The organism is Mesorhizobium sp. M1D.F.Ca.ET.231.01.1.1, assembly GCF_003999155.2.
In the GTDB taxonomy this organism is placed as follows: Bacteria; Pseudomonadota; Alphaproteobacteria; order Rhizobiales; family Rhizobiaceae; genus Mesorhizobium.
In genome coordinates this window covers 178,768-193,767 of the sequence record NZ_RZOZ02000014.1, presented here as the reverse complement: position 1 = coordinate 193,767, position 15,000 = coordinate 178,768, and the positions used below count along the sequence as shown (strand labels likewise).

At 64.7% G+C, this 15,000-nt stretch carries 16 protein-coding genes, 1 tRNA gene and 1 pseudogene; 8 read left to right on the top strand and 10 right to left on the bottom strand.

Annotated features, from left to right (window positions below; translation table 11 throughout):
• Nucleotides 1-138 (top strand): annotated as a pseudogene (locus tag EN874_RS28720) (IS481 family transposase); the annotation flags it as partial.
• Between the two features lie 418 nt (nt 139-556).
• Here EN874_RS28720 and EN874_RS28710 read toward each other — a convergent pair.
• Nucleotides 557-632, bottom strand: a tRNA-Ile gene (locus EN874_RS28710).
• A gap of 135 nt (nt 633-767) precedes the next feature.
• Between EN874_RS28710 and EN874_RS28705 the strand changes: the two genes are divergently transcribed.
• Nucleotides 768-1,478: an SIMPL domain-containing protein gene (locus EN874_RS28705; protein WP_127428077.1), complete on the top strand. Its 711-nt coding sequence runs from the start codon at nt 768-770 to the stop codon at nt 1,476-1,478.
• Between the two features lie 168 nt (nt 1,479-1,646).
• Here the strand turns inward: EN874_RS28705 and EN874_RS28700 are convergent, their stop codons facing one another.
• Together EN874_RS28700 and EN874_RS28695 are read right to left on the bottom strand one after the other, a co-directional pair.
• A complete protein-coding gene (locus EN874_RS28700) occupies nt 1,647-2,003 on the bottom strand; it encodes a hypothetical protein (protein ID WP_127428076.1) in 357 nt (118 codons plus the stop codon).
• A gap of 264 nt (nt 2,004-2,267) precedes the next feature.
• Nucleotides 2,268-2,714, bottom strand: a complete 447-nt coding sequence (locus EN874_RS28695; RefSeq protein ID WP_127428075.1) for a YcgN family cysteine cluster protein — start codon at nt 2,712-2,714, stop codon at nt 2,268-2,270.
• Between the two features lie 195 nt (nt 2,715-2,909).
• On the opposite strand from EN874_RS28695, the gene EN874_RS28690 reads away from it, so the two are divergent.
• Nucleotides 2,910-5,195 carry an OmpA family protein gene (locus EN874_RS28690; protein ID WP_135882250.1) on the top strand — a complete coding sequence of 762 codons (2,286 nt, stop codon included), beginning with the start codon at nt 2,910-2,912 and terminating at the stop codon, nt 5,193-5,195.
• 367 nt (nt 5,196-5,562) lie between these two features.
• The gene (locus EN874_RS28685) at nt 5,563-6,081 is read left to right on the top strand and encodes a TIGR00645 family protein (protein ID WP_127428073.1); all 519 of its coding nucleotides are present in this window, start codon (nt 5,563-5,565) and stop codon (nt 6,079-6,081) included.
• A gap of 15 nt (nt 6,082-6,096) precedes the next feature.
• Here EN874_RS28685 and EN874_RS28680 read toward each other — a convergent pair whose 3' ends face one another.
• The 3 genes from EN874_RS28680 to EN874_RS28670 form a co-directional block, all read right to left on the bottom strand.
• Nucleotides 6,097-6,963: an NAD(P)-dependent oxidoreductase gene (locus tag EN874_RS28680; RefSeq protein ID WP_127428072.1), complete on the bottom strand. Its 867-nt coding sequence runs from the start codon at nt 6,961-6,963 to the stop codon at nt 6,097-6,099.
• Nucleotides 6,964-7,080: 117 nt separating this feature from the next.
• Nucleotides 7,081-7,722, bottom strand: coding sequence for a LuxR C-terminal-related transcriptional regulator (locus EN874_RS28675; protein ID WP_127428071.1), 642 nt, complete (start codon nt 7,720-7,722; stop codon nt 7,081-7,083).
• Nucleotides 7,723-7,730: 8 nt separating this feature from the next.
• Nucleotides 7,731-8,603 carry a S1C family serine protease gene (locus EN874_RS28670; RefSeq protein WP_127428070.1) on the bottom strand — a complete coding sequence of 291 codons (873 nt, stop codon included), beginning with the start codon at nt 8,601-8,603 and terminating at the stop codon, nt 7,731-7,733.
• Nucleotides 8,604-8,771: 168 nt separating this feature from the next.
• Between EN874_RS28670 and EN874_RS28665 the strand changes: the two genes are divergently transcribed.
• On the top strand, nt 8,772-9,719 hold the full coding sequence (locus tag EN874_RS28665; protein ID WP_127428069.1) for a trypsin-like peptidase domain-containing protein: 948 nt from the start codon (nt 8,772-8,774) through the stop codon (nt 9,717-9,719).
• A gap of 102 nt (nt 9,720-9,821) precedes the next feature.
• Here EN874_RS28665 and EN874_RS28660 read toward each other — a convergent pair whose 3' ends face one another.
• Nucleotides 9,822-10,256 (bottom strand): VOC family protein, encoded by a 435-nt coding sequence (locus EN874_RS28660; protein WP_127428068.1) that lies wholly within the window; start codon nt 10,254-10,256, stop codon nt 9,822-9,824.
• 66 nt (nt 10,257-10,322) lie between these two features.
• Between EN874_RS28660 and EN874_RS28655 the strand changes: the two genes are divergently transcribed.
• A complete protein-coding gene (locus EN874_RS28655) occupies nt 10,323-10,949 on the top strand; it encodes a TetR/AcrR family transcriptional regulator (protein WP_127428067.1) in 627 nt (208 codons plus the stop codon).
• On the opposite strand, the gene EN874_RS28650 is transcribed toward EN874_RS28655, so the two are convergent.
• Nucleotides 10,891-11,838 carry a LysR family transcriptional regulator gene (locus tag EN874_RS28650; protein WP_127428066.1) on the bottom strand — a complete coding sequence of 316 codons (948 nt, stop codon included), beginning with the start codon at nt 11,836-11,838 and terminating at the stop codon, nt 10,891-10,893. The two genes, EN874_RS28655 and EN874_RS28650, sit on opposite strands and share 59 nt — an antisense overlap.
• Before the next feature lie 111 nt (nt 11,839-11,949).
• On the opposite strand from EN874_RS28650, the gene EN874_RS28645 reads away from it, so the two are divergent.
• Nucleotides 11,950-12,588: an FMN-dependent NADH-azoreductase gene (locus EN874_RS28645; protein ID WP_126088157.1), complete on the top strand. Its 639-nt coding sequence runs from the start codon at nt 11,950-11,952 to the stop codon at nt 12,586-12,588.
• A 124-nt stretch (nt 12,589-12,712) separates the two neighbouring features.
• Nucleotides 12,713-13,645, top strand: a complete 933-nt coding sequence (locus EN874_RS28640; RefSeq protein ID WP_127428065.1) for a 3-keto-5-aminohexanoate cleavage protein — start codon at nt 12,713-12,715, stop codon at nt 13,643-13,645.
• 33 nt (nt 13,646-13,678) lie between these two features.
• On the opposite strand, the gene EN874_RS28635 is transcribed toward EN874_RS28640, so the two are convergent.
• Nucleotides 13,679-13,972 (bottom strand): HlyU family transcriptional regulator, encoded by a 294-nt coding sequence (locus EN874_RS28635; RefSeq protein ID WP_127428064.1) that lies wholly within the window; start codon nt 13,970-13,972, stop codon nt 13,679-13,681.
• A gap of 109 nt (nt 13,973-14,081) precedes the next feature.
• Entirely contained in the window at nt 14,082-14,738 is a 657-nt protein-coding gene (locus EN874_RS28630) for a PadR family transcriptional regulator (protein WP_127428063.1), read from the bottom strand.
• Nucleotides 14,739-15,000 lie beyond the last annotated feature (262 nt).

Here is a 15,000-nt window from a genome sequence, read left to right as displayed (position 1 = left end):
GACGCTTACAACTTCGGGCGCCGGCTTAAGACACTGACGGGGCTAACCCCCTACGAATACATCTGCAAATGCTGGACAAAGGACCCTGAACGCTTCAGGCTCGATCCAATCCATCAAATGCCGGGACTAAACACCTAACCGATGGATTTGGCCGAAGCCTGACAGAGATTGCCAGCTTGAACGCGACTCCAGCCTCTGAGGTAGGCAGGCTCCTCCCACTGGCGTTTCTCTCCCCAAAGATCGTCTCAAGGATCATCGCCGGCAACCAGCCAGTCGAGCTCACAGCCCATCGGTTGTCGCGCCTGTCCGGCCTTCCTTTCGCCTGGTCCGATCAGGTTGTCCTCCTCGGCCTCTGATTCCAACCATCAGCCGAGCATCGCTTTTCCAAACAGTTGGCCACGGAAATGGCCCCGCAGAGACGGATCCCGGAAATCGAGCCCTTCTGGGCCTGAAAGGGGCGTCTCCGCCAAGCGTTGCCGCCAAGGCCTCGCTAACCCACGGAATTGACGACACTATCCTGAGACGATCGAAAGCACGCCAAAACTGGCAGACTGAATGGTGGGCCCGGAGGGACTCGAACCCCCAACCAAGCGGTTATGAGCCGCCGGCTCTAACCATTGAGCTACAGGCCCCACGCGGGCTGGCTTAGTGTTTTTCGCCTCGCGACACAAGGCTTTCCGAAGGCGCCGGCCACGCCCGCCCAAATCAGCCCATATTCGCGCTCTAGTTGCCAAAACGCGACTGGTTCGCAGACCGAGGAGATTTCGATGACCAGACATCTTTTGCCCGTGGCGCTCGCCGCAGCGCTCGCGTTTCCGGCATTTGCAAGCGCGGCCGATTCGCCGCCTCCACCCCGCATCGTCGTTTCTGGCGAAGGTGAAGCGACCGTGGCGCCGGACATGGCAATGCTGACGCTCAGCGTCATGCGCGAGGCCAAGACGGCGCGCGCCGCGCTCGATGCCAACAACGACGCCATGGCGGCGGTGATCGCGGCGATGAAATCGGCCGGCATCGCCGATCGCGACCTGCAGACGGCAGGCATCCAGATCAACCCGCGCTACAACTACACCAACAAGGCGGACGGCAGCCAGGAAGCCGAGCTCGTCGCCTACCAGGTGACGAACACGCTGTCGGTGCGCGTGCGCGACGTCGACAAGACCGGCGACGTCCTCGACAAGGCGGTGTCGCTCGGCGTCAACCAAGGCGGCGGCATCGCCTTCACCAATGACAATCCGAAAGCCGCCATCGTCGAGGCGCGCAAGAAGGCGGTTGCGGATGCGATCGCCAAGGCCAAGACGCTCGCCGAGGCCGCCGGCGTCAGCCTCGGCAGGGTGATCGAGATCACCGACCAGAATGTCGCGCCGGTGCCGATGCCGATGAACGCCAAGGCCTTCGATGCCGCCCGCGCCGCCGTGCCCGTGCAGGCCGGCGAGAACTCCTACTCCGTCCAGGTCACCGTCACGTTCGAGCTGAAGTGATCTCGGCCCGACCGGTGTTTCGGAATCCGACAGCAAAAACCCCGGAGGATCGATCCTCCGGGGTTTTTTCGAGCCGCGCGCTTCTCACCGAAGGGGCTCCGCTACTGATAGGTGATCCTCAGAGGATCATCCTCGGGGCTGACCTTCCCAGAAGGTCATGCCCGGGCCTTAGCGATAGATGATCGGGCAGCCGCGCTCGTTGGCGAAGACCACCACCACGCGGTCGCCATACTGGCGGCCGGCGACCTTCACCGTGCGCCGGTCGATGTCGACGATGCGGACGCGATGCAGGCCCATGCGCTCAGCCTTGTCGAGCGCGCGGTCCGGCGAGCAGCCGCGGCGGCGCCATTCGCGATCGCGACGATAATAGCCGTCATCATCTTCGCCGGTGTAGACGCCGAAACGGGGATCAGGGCCGTTGCCGAAGCCGAGATAGAGGCTGTCCGCGTGCGCCGCCGGGATGGCGCCGAGCGTGCCGAGGCCGACAAGGGCGAAAAGGGCTGCCGTCTTGATCTGGTTGAACATCGTCTTCTCCTTGTTGTGGGCCCCTGGCCCCTGAATTGATGATTGGCGAACCAATGATTGCAAAATGCCACTTCGTGTCTGAACTTTCCGCGAACCGGCCGTTCATGCCCGGTTCATGTGAAAGGAAAGGCAAAGTCCTCGCTGATCCATCCCCGTTCACTTCAAAATCCGGAGCCGGAAACGCGCCACGGCTGCGCCCGGTTCCCCTTAAAGTCCGTCATCAAGACGCGAACCCTTCAGGGTTCGTCGTCAAAATGCGAGCCCTCACGGTTCGTCGTCCAGTATATAGTCGAAATAGTCGTCCGGCTCGGCCAGATCGGTTTCCTTGGCCTTCACCCGGCCGCGGATCGAAATACCGGCCTCATGCACGGTCTCCGCGCTTCCCGAAACCAGCCTGTGCCACCAATAGAGATCGTGTCCCTCGGCCACCAGCCGGTAGGCGCAGGTCTTGGGCAGCCAGGTGATGGTGCGCACGTTCTGCGGCGTCAGCCCGACGCAATCGGGCACGCGCGCCAGCCGGTTGGCATAGTCGGAGCAAAGGCATTTCTCGGCATCGAAGAGCCGGCAACCCACGCTCGTCCAAAAGATTTCGCCCGTATCCTCGTCCTCGAGCTTGGACAGGCAGCATTTGCCGCAGCCGTCGCAGAGTGATTCCCACTCGGCCGGGGTCATCGCCTCGAGCGTCTTGGTTTTCCAGAACGGTGCCGTCATGCGGCTGGATTTGGCCCTCCGGGGCCTTCCGGTCAAGCGTTGCTGTCGCACTGACCCAGTATCAACATTAGAAAAACACGAAATTGCCTTCAAAAGGCCGGCCGGGCATCCTTGGCTGCCGCCAATGCCTGACGGAACCAATTGTGGTTGATGAAAGTTTGGGCAGGGATGGGACCCTACTAGGAGAAAATTGATATGAAACGCCAACCACGGATTCTGGCGGGTACGGCAATCGGCCTGCTTATGGCATCCGCGCCGTTGGGCGCGTATCCGCTGCAAGCCGATTTCGGCGCCTCGCGGGGAGCGCTGCTTATCCTGGCGCAGTCGAACTGCGCCGAAGGCCAGTCGGCGGAGGAGTGTGCGCAAGGCGGCCAGCAGGGGGAAGCCCAGCAGCCGAAGAGAAAGAAACGCGAGCAGCAACAGCAGACGGAATCGGCCCCGGCCGAGCAGCCCGCCGAGCCCGAGCAGAAGCCGCGCCGGAAGCGGCAGGACCAGCAGCAGATGGATACCGGCCAGGCCGAGCAGGCAGCGCCGGCCGAGCAGCAGCTCCAGCCGCGCAAGAAGAAGCGCGACCAGCAGCAGCAGATCGAGGCGGCGCCAGCTGATCAGGGCGGCCAGCCTGCGGCCGACGAGCAGCAGCTCCAGCCGCGCAAGAAGAAGCGCGACCAGCAGCAGCAGATCGAGGCGGCGCCGGCCGATCAGGGCGGCCAGCCCGCGGCCGACGAGCAGCAGCTCCAGCCGCGCAAGAAGAAACGCGACCAGCAGCAGCAGATCGAGGCGGCGCCGGCCGATCAGGGCGGCCAGCCCGCGGCCGACGAGCAGCAGCTCCAGCCGCGCAAGAAGAAGCGCAACCAGCAGCAACAGACCGAGACCGCGCCGGCCGAGCAGCCAGCCGAGCAGGCGGCGCCCGCCAACGACAACTTGCCGCAGGACAAGCTGCGCAAGAAGAAGCGCGATCAGCAGCAACAGACTGAAACCGCCCCGACCGAGCAGGCGCCGAAGACCGAAGCCCCTGCAGGCGAGCCGGCGCAGCAGGCCGAACCGCAGCAGAACAATCAGCAGGCTGCACCGGCCGAGGGCGAACAGCCGCTGGACAAGACGAAGAAGCGCAAGAAGGCCTTCGGTGAGCAGCCCGGCACCGGTCAAGCGGTGACGGGAGAGCAACCTTCGACCAAGCAGCCCTCCGGCGAAGGCCAGGCAACGACTGGCGGCCAGCCTGCTACCGGCGAGCAGCCGGCCCAAGGCGGCGCGAATGCCGGCGCCGCCGCACAGGGCGAAGCCCCTGCCAATGCGAACGAGGCCCCCCTCTTCGACAGCCAGAAGGATGTGGTGCGCAAGCGCAAGGGCCGCCAGCCGACCGGCCAGACCGAGAACGGCCAGGCCGGCGTTGAGCAAGGCGGCACCGGCCAAACTGGCAACCAGACCCAACAGCAGACTGGCGAACAGGCTCAGGCCCCGAAGCCGGCGCCGGTCGACCAAGGACCGCCGCCCACCGACGACAAGGCGGCGCAGCAGGCAATCGCGCCCGAGAAGATTGTTCCGGTAACGGAAGAAAAGGGCAAGCGGATCGAGCTTACGCCCGAGCAGGTGGTGCGCGATCGCCGCCGGCCGCAGGGCGCGGACGTGGTCAAGCAGTTCGGCGACCGCGTGATCGTCCAGTTCAACAACCAGACGATCGTCGAAAGCAACGAGGCGCCTCGCATCACCCGCGGCGCCAGGGATGTCTATTACGAGGATCTGCCGCGTGGCCGCACCCGCGAAATCGTGGAACGCGACAACGGCGTCAGGATCGTCACCATCCGCAACCGCAATGGCGATGTCGTCCAGCGTTCGCGCATCATGCCGGACGGGCGCGAATATGTGCTGAGCTATGTCGACGAGCGGTACTACCAGGACGTCGACGACTGGCGCGATCCGGGCGACGACCTGCCGCCCATGCGGCTCGACATTCCGCGCCGGGACTACATCCTGGATTCGGAGGAAGTCGAGGATCCGGATGAGTACTACACCTTCCTCGAACAGCCGCCGGTGGAGAGGGTCCAGCGCCTCTACTCGATCGACGAGGTCAAGCGCTCGGCCCGGGTGCGCGACATCGCCCGCCGCATCGATCTCGACACGCTGAACTTCGACTTCGGCTCGGCCACGATCTCCGACACCGAAGTGCAGAAGCTCGAAGGCGTGGCCACCGCCATGGAAAAGCTTCTGAAGAAGAACCCGGCGGAAACCTTCCTGATCGAGGGCCATACCGACGCCGTCGGCACGCCCGACGCCAACCTCGCGCTGTCGGACCGGCGTGCCGAGGCGGTCGCCGAGGCGTTGACCAACGCGTTCGGCATCCCCGCCGAAAACCTCACGACACAGGGCTATGGCGAGGAGTACCTCAAGGTGAACACGCCCGGCCCGAACCGCGAGAACCGCCGTGTCGCCATCCGCCGCATCACCTCGCTGGTGGCGCCGGTGGCGAGCAACAACGAGCAATGATTTCAAAATCCTGAGCCGATTTTCGGAATCAGAGCGAGAAGAGGAGGCCCGTCCGGATCCGGATGGGCCTTATTCTTGAAAAGTGAAGAAGAATTGTCCCGCTTGCCCTGCCGCGCTCATTGAATCGCCGCATTGCGGCGCCCAGATTCCAGTCAGGGCGTTCCCTGCCCTGTCCCGACTCCAGCGGGACACATGAGCCCCGCCGGCGCCCCCTCTCCGGCGGGGCTTTTTTGCCTTGAAAACAGGGGCCGCCTGCCCGAAATACGGACCGACCCCGCAGAGCAATTCCAGGAAAAGTGCGCAGCTGTTTTCCGTCCGGAATTGCGTAAAGACAAGTGATCAAAGCGAAACCAGCCCGGAACACGCCATGAAGCGACTCGAACTCGCCATCGAATCCGTCATCCTTGCCTCGCGCTGGCTGCTGGTCGCCTTCTATCTGGGGCTCGGCCTGGCGCTCGCGACCTACGCGCTGTCCTTCGGCAAGAAGCTCTACGAGTTCGTGATGAGCGTTTTCACGCTCGGCGACACCGATACGATCCTGAAGATGCTTGGCCTGATCGACGCCGCCCTTGTCGCCTCGCTGGTGGTGATGGTGATCATTTCGGGCTACGAGAATTTCGTCAGCCGCTTCGACGCGCAGGACGGCGAGGTCCATTGGCTCGGCACGATCGACGTCGGCTCGCTGAAGGTCAAGGTCGCCTCGACCATCGTCGCGATCTCCTCCATCCACCTGCTTCAGGTCTTCCTCAACCACGCCTCCTACACAAGCGATCAGCTCATGTGGCTGACCGTCATGCATCTGGCCTTCGTCTTCTCGGCGCTTATGCTGGCCTATATCGACCGGGTGATGGCGCTGGCGAAGGGCAAGAAGGCGCAGGCCGAGTGAGACGTTTGCGGCTCGTCAGTAGATCCTCTTGACCTTCGTCTGCGAGTTCGCGAACACCTCGTCGGGAACGAAAAAATCACATGCGAGCTGATCAGTTCCGCCAGGCGCATAGACCGAAAAATCCGTGACGCCTTCGGCGCGAAGCACCTCCTCGTCGATGTAGAAATTGCCGGTCGCCTGGCGTGACGGCCGCAGGAAGATCGCGTGCGCCGCATCGGCCATGATGTCGGGCGAGCGGCTCATCGCCGCCACCGTCGCGCCGCCCAAGAGATTGCGCACGGCAGCCGTGTCGATGGTCGAGATCGGCCACAGCGAATTGACGGCGATGCCGGCTCCGGCGAACTCGGCGCTCATGCCGAGCGTGCACATCGACATGCCGAACTTGGCCATGGTGTAGGCGACATGGTTCTTGAACCATTTGGCCTTCATGTCGAGCGGCGGCGCCAGATTCAGAATATGAGGATTCTTCGCCAACTTCAGATGCGCAATGCACATTTTGGACACCAGAAACGTGCCGCGCGTGTTGATCTGGTGCATCAGATCGTAGCGCTTCATGTCGGTCTCCAGCGTGCCGGTGAGCTGGATGGCGCTGGCATTGTTGACGCAGATGTCGATGCCGCCGAACCGCTCCACGGTTTTCGCCACCGCGTCGGCCACCTGCGCCTCCTCGCGGATGTCGCACAGCACCGGCAGCGCCTTGCCGCCGGCCTGCTCGATCTCTTCGGCCGCGCTGTAGATCGTGCCCGGCAGCTTCGGATGCGGCTCGGCGGTCTTGGCCGCGATCGTCACATTGGCCCCGTCGCGCGCCGCGCGCAGCGCGATCGCCAGCCCAATGCCGCGCGACCCGCCCGAGATGAACAGCGTCTTTCCCTTGAGCGACATCCTCGCCTCCCTCATCAACGAAGGAGGCAACTTGCGCGGCGGATAGCTGTGGCGCAAGGCCCCAGGCGCCTGAACGAGATTACGCTGCGTCGTCCTGAAATCCGGCGCCGGCGAAGTCTATACCAGCACCAGTCCTTGTCGCATCGCTGTGGCGATGGCATCGGTGCGGTTGGCGGCGCCAAGCTTGATCAGGATCGCGGCGACATGGAACTTCGCCGTATGGACGGAAATGTTGAGCCGCCGGGCGATCACCTTGTTGGGGGCGCCTTCCGCCAGCAGCGCCAGGACTTCCGCCTCGCGCGGCGACAACGCCGCGCGGACCTGGTTGTCGTCGGTCGCCTCGTCCTCGGAAAGTTCGCCGTGGAAATCGCCATGTGCCTCTGACTGCCCTGCCCTGCTGATGCGATAGCCGGACGCCGCCAGCCGCAAAGCGGCTGCAATCAGCAGGCAGTCGGCAGAGGCAGGCAGCGTCGCAAACACATTGCCGGCCGACCGTTCGTGGCCGGCGCGCCGCGAGAGCAGCACGCTGGGCGTTGCCGGGCTCACGGCGCGGCTTTCCAAGGCAGCCTCGTCGACCAACGCGACATCCGCCGTTTGACCCACGCTGCTTCCGGCAATCACCGGCAGCAGGTCGTCGCTCGCCGCAAGCGCGTCGGCCAGCTGCTCGGCGCGGCCGGCGTCGCCGAGCGCGATCAGCGCCGTCAGCCGGTGGGTCGCCGGCTCCGGTCTCGCGATCGTCTGCGCTGCGCTGGTTGCCATAGCCCCTCTCAGCTCAGCGGTTTTTCGCCGATGGTGATCGAAACGTCGCGCTGAACACCGCCGCTCAGGATGCCGAGCGTCACGGCCGTGCCGGCGCTGTCCGGCCCGAGCCTGCGGATCAGCTCGCGCGGTCCGTGCACCGCCTCGCCGTTCCAGGCGACGATGATGTCGCCGACATGCAGACCGGCGGCTTTCGCCGGGCCGCTGTCGTCGAGGCTCATCACCATGGCGCCCCGCGTGTCGCCGTTGCGGATCGGATGCAGCCCGGCGCCGAGATAGCCGCGCGCGACATGGCCTTTCTCGCGCAGCGTCGCCACCGCGCGCTCGATGGTCTCGTAGGGCATGACGAGCGCCCGCCGGCGCGGCCCGAACAGCAGCATGCCGATCAGACCTCCCTTGGCGTCGAGCACCGGACCGCCCTCGAAGCGGCCCCCGGTGTTGATGGCGAGGTTGATGCGCCGATCGATCGTGCCGCCGCGCATCGAGCGCCATGCCGGCCCGACTTCGCCGACCGTGCCCAACACGGCAAGCGCTGCTCCCTCGCTGTTGCCGACGGCGATCGCCACATGGCCGGGGCGCACTGCGGCACCTTGAGGCAGTTGCGGCAGACTGGCAACGGCGGATGCTGGCTTCAGCAGGGCAACGCCCGTCGACGGATCGCGGCCGACGAGCTCGGCCTTGACGGTTTCACCCGAGGCCAGCGTCAGCTCGACCTCCTCGCCGGCCTCGACCGCTTCCTCGGCGGCGACAAAGAAGCCGTCGCGCCAATGGAAGGCGCTCGCGGTGCGGTGGTGATGCGTGACGAAACTCGCCACTGCCGGAGCGGCGGCGGCCGCGACATCGGCGATCGCATCGGAAAAGGCACTGAGATTGATGCTCATAAGAATATCTCCTGGGTTCGGTAACCCAGATATCGCTCCGCAGCGCCGTCGGGGGTACTCGCCTGACGGCTAGTGGCCGGCCTGACTGGCCACATGGTCAGGTCGCGGCGGTCGTGCCCGCTCCGCACATATAGTCATCATTCCGCAAGATCACATGGGAACACACCGATGGCGTTAGCGGCCGAAAAAATTCCATCCGACGACACCTTGCTCGATGCCTATTCGTCATCCGTCGCCGACGCGGTCGATCGTATCGGCCCGGCCGTCTGCCGCATCGAGCGCATCGGCGCCGGCGGCCACGGTTCCGGCTTCGTGATCGCGCAGGACGGGCTGGTCGTCACCAACTTCCATGTCGTCGGCGACGCGCGCGCCGTGCGCGTCACGATGCCGGATGGCGCCGCCCGCGAGGGTCACGTGCTTGGCCGCGACCCCGACACCGACATTGCGCTGGTGCGCGCCGACGGCAGCTTCGCCGACGTCGCGCCGCTCGGTGATTCCAAACGCCTCAGACGCGGCCAGATCGCGATCGCGATCGGCAATCCGCTGGGCTTCGAATGGACGGTCACCGCCGGCGTCGTCTCGGCGCTCGGCCGCTCGATGCGCGCCTCGACCGGCCGGCTGATCGACGACGTCATCCAGACGGATGCCGCCCTGAACCCCGGCAATTCCGGCGGGCCGCTGGTGTCCTCGGCCGGCGAGGTGATCGGCGTCAACACGGCCATGATCCACGGCGCGCAGGGCATTGCCTTCGCGGTCGCCTCCAACACCGCCAACTTCGTCATCTCCGAGATCATCCGCTTCGGCCGCGTGCGCCGCGCCTTCATCGGCGTCTCCGCCGATACGACCAACCTGCCGCGCCGTGCGGCACTCTTGTCGCAGGTGACCACCAACACCGCGGTGCGCCTGCGCAGCGTCGAGAGGAACGGTCCCGCCGCCAAGGCCGGGCTGAAGGAGGGCGACATCATCGCGGCCATCGACGGCCGGCCTGTCACCGGCGTCGATGACCTGGTGCGCATGCTCGATGCCGAACGCATCGGCCGCGACACGCTCTGCACCGTCGTGCGCCGCAGCGGCGTCAGCCAGGTGGTCGTAACGCCGGTGGCGCGGAACGGCTAGGCGGCCGTCATCGCCATTCCCTAGAGCAATTCCAGGAAAAGTGTGTAACGGTTTTTCGTCCGGAATTGCGTAAAAACAGATACTTAGAGCGGTTCGGCGATTCTATGAATCGCTGAATGCGGACGATCCTTCGACAAATTGCGCCCGAAATTCGAGGCTGAGCGGGATCGGCTTGATGACGTCGATCAGCACGCCGTTCGGATCCTTGGTGATGAAGTGGCGCTGACCGAAAGGCTCGTCGCGCAGCGGGGACAGGATCGGCAGGCCGGCGGCGACGACACGCTCATAGACCGCGTCGGGATCGCGGACCTCGAAATTGATCAGCAGGCCGGACGTGCGTCCCCGTCCCTCCTCCGGGATCGTCTCGTGGTCGCCCTGGACGATGCCGAGATTGACGCGACGATCCTCTGCCGATTGGAGATGCACATACCAGTCGCTCGCAAACAGCGGCTTGAAGCGAAAATGCCCGACGTAAAAGGCTGCCGTGCCGGCGACATCGCCCGTCATCAGCACCGGATAATAGCTCGTCGTCCTCATCTTTTCTTCTCCTGCTACATAACATACAGTCTGCATGTAAATGCAATTAACATACAGGCTGTATGTATGCAACAAGAAACCACGCGCCGCTCCAACCGCGATCGCACCGAGGCGACGCGCGCCGACCTGATCCGGGCGGCACGAAAGCTGTTCACCGAAAAATCCTATGCCGAGACCGGCACGCCGGAGATCGTCGCCACCGCAGGCGTCACGCGCGGGGCGCTCTACCATCACTTTGCCGACAAGCAGGCGCTGTTCGCCGCCGTGGTCGAGCAGGAGGCCGCGATGGTCGCCGCCGAAGTCGATCACGCGTCCCCGGACTCTCTGTCCGCGCGAGAGGCGCTCATCGCCGGCTCCGATGCCTATCTTGCTGCCATGCGCGAGCCCGGCCGCACCCGGATGTTGCTGATCGATGGACCGGCCGTGCTCGGTCGCGCCGCCATGGACGAGATCGACAACCGCCACGGCAACCGCTCGCTGCGCGAGGGTCTGGTCGCGGCTATGCGCGCGCAGTCGGTGATCAAGCTGCCGGCCGAAGCGCTGACCGCCCTGCTGGCCGCCGCCTTCGATCGGGCGGCTTTGGCCATTGAGGCCGGCGCATCGGCGATGGACTATCGGACCGTTCTGCTGGCGCTCATGGACGGCTTGTCTCCGGCTCCTCCTCCGTCCACGCGCCCGGCTCCATCTCGTTGAAGCAGCCGAGCTGCCGTTTGAACTGGTCGATCAGCCAGGCAGCCACCGGCTTCGGGCTACGATCGTTGCGGTGCATGGCATAAAGCGACGAGCGCACCTCGCGATAGGGCTCAAGGTCGAGTTCCACCAGCCGGCCGCTGGCCAGATCATCGGCAATCAACCAACGCGGCAGCCCGCCCCAGCCCAGCCCTTCGCGCATCAACGTATGCTTGGTACGCGGATCCGTCAGCCGCCAGGTGCGGTAGGCGAAGACGCCAAAGTCGCGCCCCTTGGTGCGCTCGGACTGGTCGCTGACGACCAGCTGGGTATGTTCGCGCACATCCTCGATCGCCACCGGCTTTGGCAACAGCGCCAGCGGGTGACTGGGCGCAGCAGCCAGCACTATCGACATGAAGCCGATGCGCACGAGGCGGACGTCGACCTCGCCCAGCAGCCCGCCTATGCCGAGATCGGCCTGCCCGCTGACGACATGATCGGGGATCACGCCGAGCGAGCCGATATGCAGGCGCAGCATCACGGCTGGAAACTGCGCCTCGAACGCCTTCAGCACCCGAACCAGTACCGGCGAGGGCAGCGTTGCATCGACCGAGAGCGCGACTTCGGCCTCCAACCCCTGATGGTGCCCGTCGACCCGCGAACGGATGCGCTGCAGCACGCCGATCATGCGCCGCGCATCCTCCAGCATCGCGCGGCCGATCTCGGTCAATTGCGGTTCGCGCGTGCCTTCGCGTTCGAACAGCTTCAGCCCAAGCTGCGCTTCGAGATTGGCGATACCGTAGCTGATCACCGATTGCGCACGGTTGAGCTTGCGCCCGGCGGCCGAGAAACTGCCCGTTTCGGCCACCGCCACCAGGATCTGAAGCTGGTCGAGCGTCGGATTTGGCTGCATTATCAATCCATTTTATAGATGGATACCATACAAATTATAGCAGTTTTGCTGATGGATCGGCAATCCCATATTGGTGGGGAAAGTTCAATCCAACCCCAAGGGGACACCGCCATGTCTATTCTGCTTGTTACCTCCAGCCCGCGCGGCGCCGCTTCGCATTCCACTCACGTCGCCACCGATCTCGCGCAAAAACTGCTTGCCGCCGATCCATCGGCTAGGCTGGTCGTGCGCGACCTCGTTGCCAACCCGTTGCCGCACATCGATCCCGACTACTCGACCGGCATCTATACGCCCGTCGAGGCGCGCACCGCGCGCCAGGCCGAGGTCGTCAGCGTATCCGACGCCGCGCTGGACGAGTTGTTCGCCGCAGACACTGTCATCCTCGCCACCGGCTTCATCAATTTCGGTATCTCCTCGACGCTGAAGTCGTGGGTCGACCATATTGCCCGCTCCGGCAAGACCTTCTCCTATGGCGAAGGCGGCCCGAAGGGTCTCGTCAGCGGCAAGAAGGTCTATATCGTGCTCGCTTCAGGCGGCATCTATTCCGAAGGCGCCGCGGTCCAGATGGACCACGCCATCCCCTATCTGCGCGGCGTGCTCGGCTTCCTGGGCATGACCGATGTGGAAGTCATCCGTGTCGAAGGCGTCGGCATGGGCGCTGACGCGGTTGCCGCCGCGCTCGCCAAGGCAACCGCCAAGGTCGACGCGATCGCCGCCGCGGCCAATGCGAACCAGGCCGCCGCCGCGTAGCATTCCTCTCGGAAATCAAGAAGGCAGGCACCCACGGGGGCCTGCCTTTTTGCTGTTCAACGGGGCTGACACTGGCGACGCTGCCGACTACGCTGCTCTGCTATCGAAGCAGGGCATCGGAAACGTGGCGAACCAGAACAAGATCATCATCACCTGCGCGGTCACGGGATCGATCCACACCCCGTCGATGTCGCCGCATCTGCCGGTGACGGCGGAAGAGATCGCGACCGCGGCCATCGAGGCGGCCGAGGCCGGCGCTGCGATCGTCCACCTCCATGCCCGCAATCCGGTCGACGGGCGCCCCGATCAGTCGACGGAGGCATTCGCGCCTTTCCTGCAGGTCATCAAGCAGCGCTCCAACTGCGTCATCAACATCACCACCGGCGGTGCCGCGACCATGAGCGTGGAAGAACGCGTCAGGCCGGCGAAGGTTTTCGCGCCCGAGGTCGCGTCGCTCAACATGGGGTCGATGAATTTCGCGCTGTTTCCGATGCTTGAGCGGTTCAAGACCTTCGAGCACGACTGGGAGCGGCCCTATCTCGAAAGCTCGCGCGACCGGATCTTCCGCAACACTTTCGGCGACATCGAGCACATATTGCGCACCTGCGCCGACAACGGCACGCGCTTCGAGATCGAGTGCTACGATATCGGCCATCTCTACACGCTGGCGCATTTCGTCGACCGCGGGCTGGTGAAGGCGCCGTTCTTCGTCCAGAGCGTGTTCGGCATCCTAGGCGGCATCGGCACCCACCCGGAAGACGTCGCCCATATGAAGCGCACCGCCGACCGCCTGTTCGGCAACGACTATCACTGGTCGGTGCTGGGCGCCGGCCGCCATCAGTTGCCGATCGCCACGCAGGCGATCGCGCTCGGCGGCAATGTGCGGGTCGGCCTGGAGGACTCGCTATGGATCGCCAAGAGCAAGCTCGCCCGCTCAAGCGCCGAACAGGTGACCAAGGTCCGCCAGATCATCGAAGGCCTCGGCGCCTCGATCGCCACGCCCGACGAGGCGCGCCAGATCCTGCAGCTCAAGGGCGGAGACAAGGTCTCGTTCTGATCGGAACCGGAATCGCGGCCATCCGGCCGCCGGCTATCCAAACATCCTCTCGCCCTGCTCGTCGACGAGTTGGATGCCCTTCTTGATCGAGATGTCGACGGCATCGTCCAACCCGGCGAAACGGTCGGCTCGGATGAAGCGGTGCTCCTTCATCACGCCATCCACTTCCTTCGAGACGACGCCGCAGGTCTGGTATTGGCCGTCGGCCTTGTAGGGCGTGGCGCTGATCAGGAATCCCTTGTGCTCGACCTGCTTTGCCGGCTTCGCGGCTCGGGGCTCTGTCGCCTCGCCGCCACCGCCGCCGAAAAGACGTTTCAGAAAAGACATTTCAGTATCCTCCAACGGCAATCGTCCTGCATCACATAGCGTGTTGCAGGACGATTTTCAGTAGCGGTCGTTGGCTTGGCGGGCAATAGACGCCCCGAGCCGGCTCGGCTCAGCTGTGCGACAAGGCCTCGAGCGCCGCGGCGGCGTCTTCCAGGATGCTGATCGCCTCGGCCTGTTTGTCTTCCGGCGCGTCGACGATATCGCTGAGCGCGGCGCGCAGCCGGTGGCGCAGCGCGCGGAACCGGTCGCGCTTTTCATGCCGGCCGCGCCGGCCGCCATCCTCGCTGTCGTCACTCCAGCCGAACCAGTCGCGCGCCTTGGCCATCTTGCGGCCGAAGCGCTCGAGGTGGTCGAGCACGTGATCGATCATCTCGCGGTTTTCCTCGAGATGCGCCCTGCCCGCCTCGGTGATCGAAAACACCTTCTTGTTGCCCTCGCTGGACGAGACGGCATAGCCCGCCTCCTCGAGGAAAGTCAGCGTCGGATAGACCACGCCCGGGCTCGGGCTGTAGATGCCGCTGGTGCGTTCCTCCAGGGCCTTGATGATGTCGTAGCCGTGCCGCGGCGCCTCGGCCAGAAGCGACAGCGTGATCAGCTTGAGATCGCCGTCGGCCAGCATGCGGCCGGCCCGGAACATGTCGCCCGGCCCGCCGCGCCCGCCGCCGCGCATGCCGTGACCGAACGGCCCGAAGCCGCCGCCGCGGCCGCCGAAACGGCCCGCCATGTGCATGAACATGCGCTCGCCGAAATGGCTGTGTCTGTGCATGGATTGCTCCTTGAGTTATGTCTTACGATATATCTTAATTAGGTCGCAACCCTCACTGAGTCAAGATATATCTTACGATGTATCTGAAAGTGCCGCCAGCCGGATTGATTTCACGAGAGCCAGCCGCTAGAACGCGATCGAGGGTCGCCGACCGCTCCGTAAGCGTCTGACGTCAAGCAACGCATCCACCCCGGTCCCTCCGGGCATGTGCCGAAAAAACCGGCAAGAGGATGCCAATGCGACGGACCGACGTTTCGGGAAA

Excerpts from the sequence above, each read along its gene's own strand:
- EN874_RS28690 (WP_135882250.1), top strand. The coding sequence starts at position 2,910 with ATGAAACGCCAACCACGGATTCTGGCGGGTACGGCAATCGGCCTGCTT.
- EN874_RS28695 (WP_127428075.1), bottom strand. The coding sequence starts at position 2,714 with ATGACGGCACCGTTCTGGAAAACCAAGACGCTCGAGGCGATGACCCCG.
- EN874_RS28660 (WP_127428068.1), bottom strand. The coding sequence starts at position 10,256 with ATGAGGACGACGAGCTATTATCCGGTGCTGATGACGGGCGATGTCGCC.
- EN874_RS28645 (WP_126088157.1), top strand. The coding sequence starts at position 11,950 with ATGTCTATTCTGCTTGTTACCTCCAGCCCGCGCGGCGCCGCTTCGCAT.
- EN874_RS28650 (WP_127428066.1), bottom strand. The coding sequence starts at position 11,838 with ATGCAGCCAAATCCGACGCTCGACCAGCTTCAGATCCTGGTGGCGGTG.
- EN874_RS28655 (WP_127428067.1), top strand. The coding sequence starts at position 10,323 with ATGCAACAAGAAACCACGCGCCGCTCCAACCGCGATCGCACCGAGGCG.
- EN874_RS28705 (WP_127428077.1), top strand. The coding sequence starts at position 768 with ATGACCAGACATCTTTTGCCCGTGGCGCTCGCCGCAGCGCTCGCGTTT.
- EN874_RS28685 (WP_127428073.1), top strand. The coding sequence starts at position 5,563 with ATGAAGCGACTCGAACTCGCCATCGAATCCGTCATCCTTGCCTCGCGC.
- EN874_RS28675 (WP_127428071.1), bottom strand. The coding sequence starts at position 7,722 with ATGGCAACCAGCGCAGCGCAGACGATCGCGAGACCGGAGCCGGCGACC.
- EN874_RS28665 (WP_127428069.1), top strand. The coding sequence starts at position 8,772 with ATGGCGTTAGCGGCCGAAAAAATTCCATCCGACGACACCTTGCTCGAT.
- EN874_RS28635 (WP_127428064.1), bottom strand. The coding sequence starts at position 13,972 with ATGTCTTTTCTGAAACGTCTTTTCGGCGGCGGTGGCGGCGAGGCGACA.
- EN874_RS28670 (WP_127428070.1), bottom strand. The coding sequence starts at position 8,603 with ATGAGCATCAATCTCAGTGCCTTTTCCGATGCGATCGCCGATGTCGCG.
- EN874_RS28700 (WP_127428076.1), bottom strand. The coding sequence starts at position 2,003 with ATGTTCAACCAGATCAAGACGGCAGCCCTTTTCGCCCTTGTCGGCCTC.
- EN874_RS28630 (WP_127428063.1), bottom strand. The coding sequence starts at position 14,738 with ATGCACAGACACAGCCATTTCGGCGAGCGCATGTTCATGCACATGGCG.
- EN874_RS28680 (WP_127428072.1), bottom strand. The coding sequence starts at position 6,963 with ATGTCGCTCAAGGGAAAGACGCTGTTCATCTCGGGCGGGTCGCGCGGC.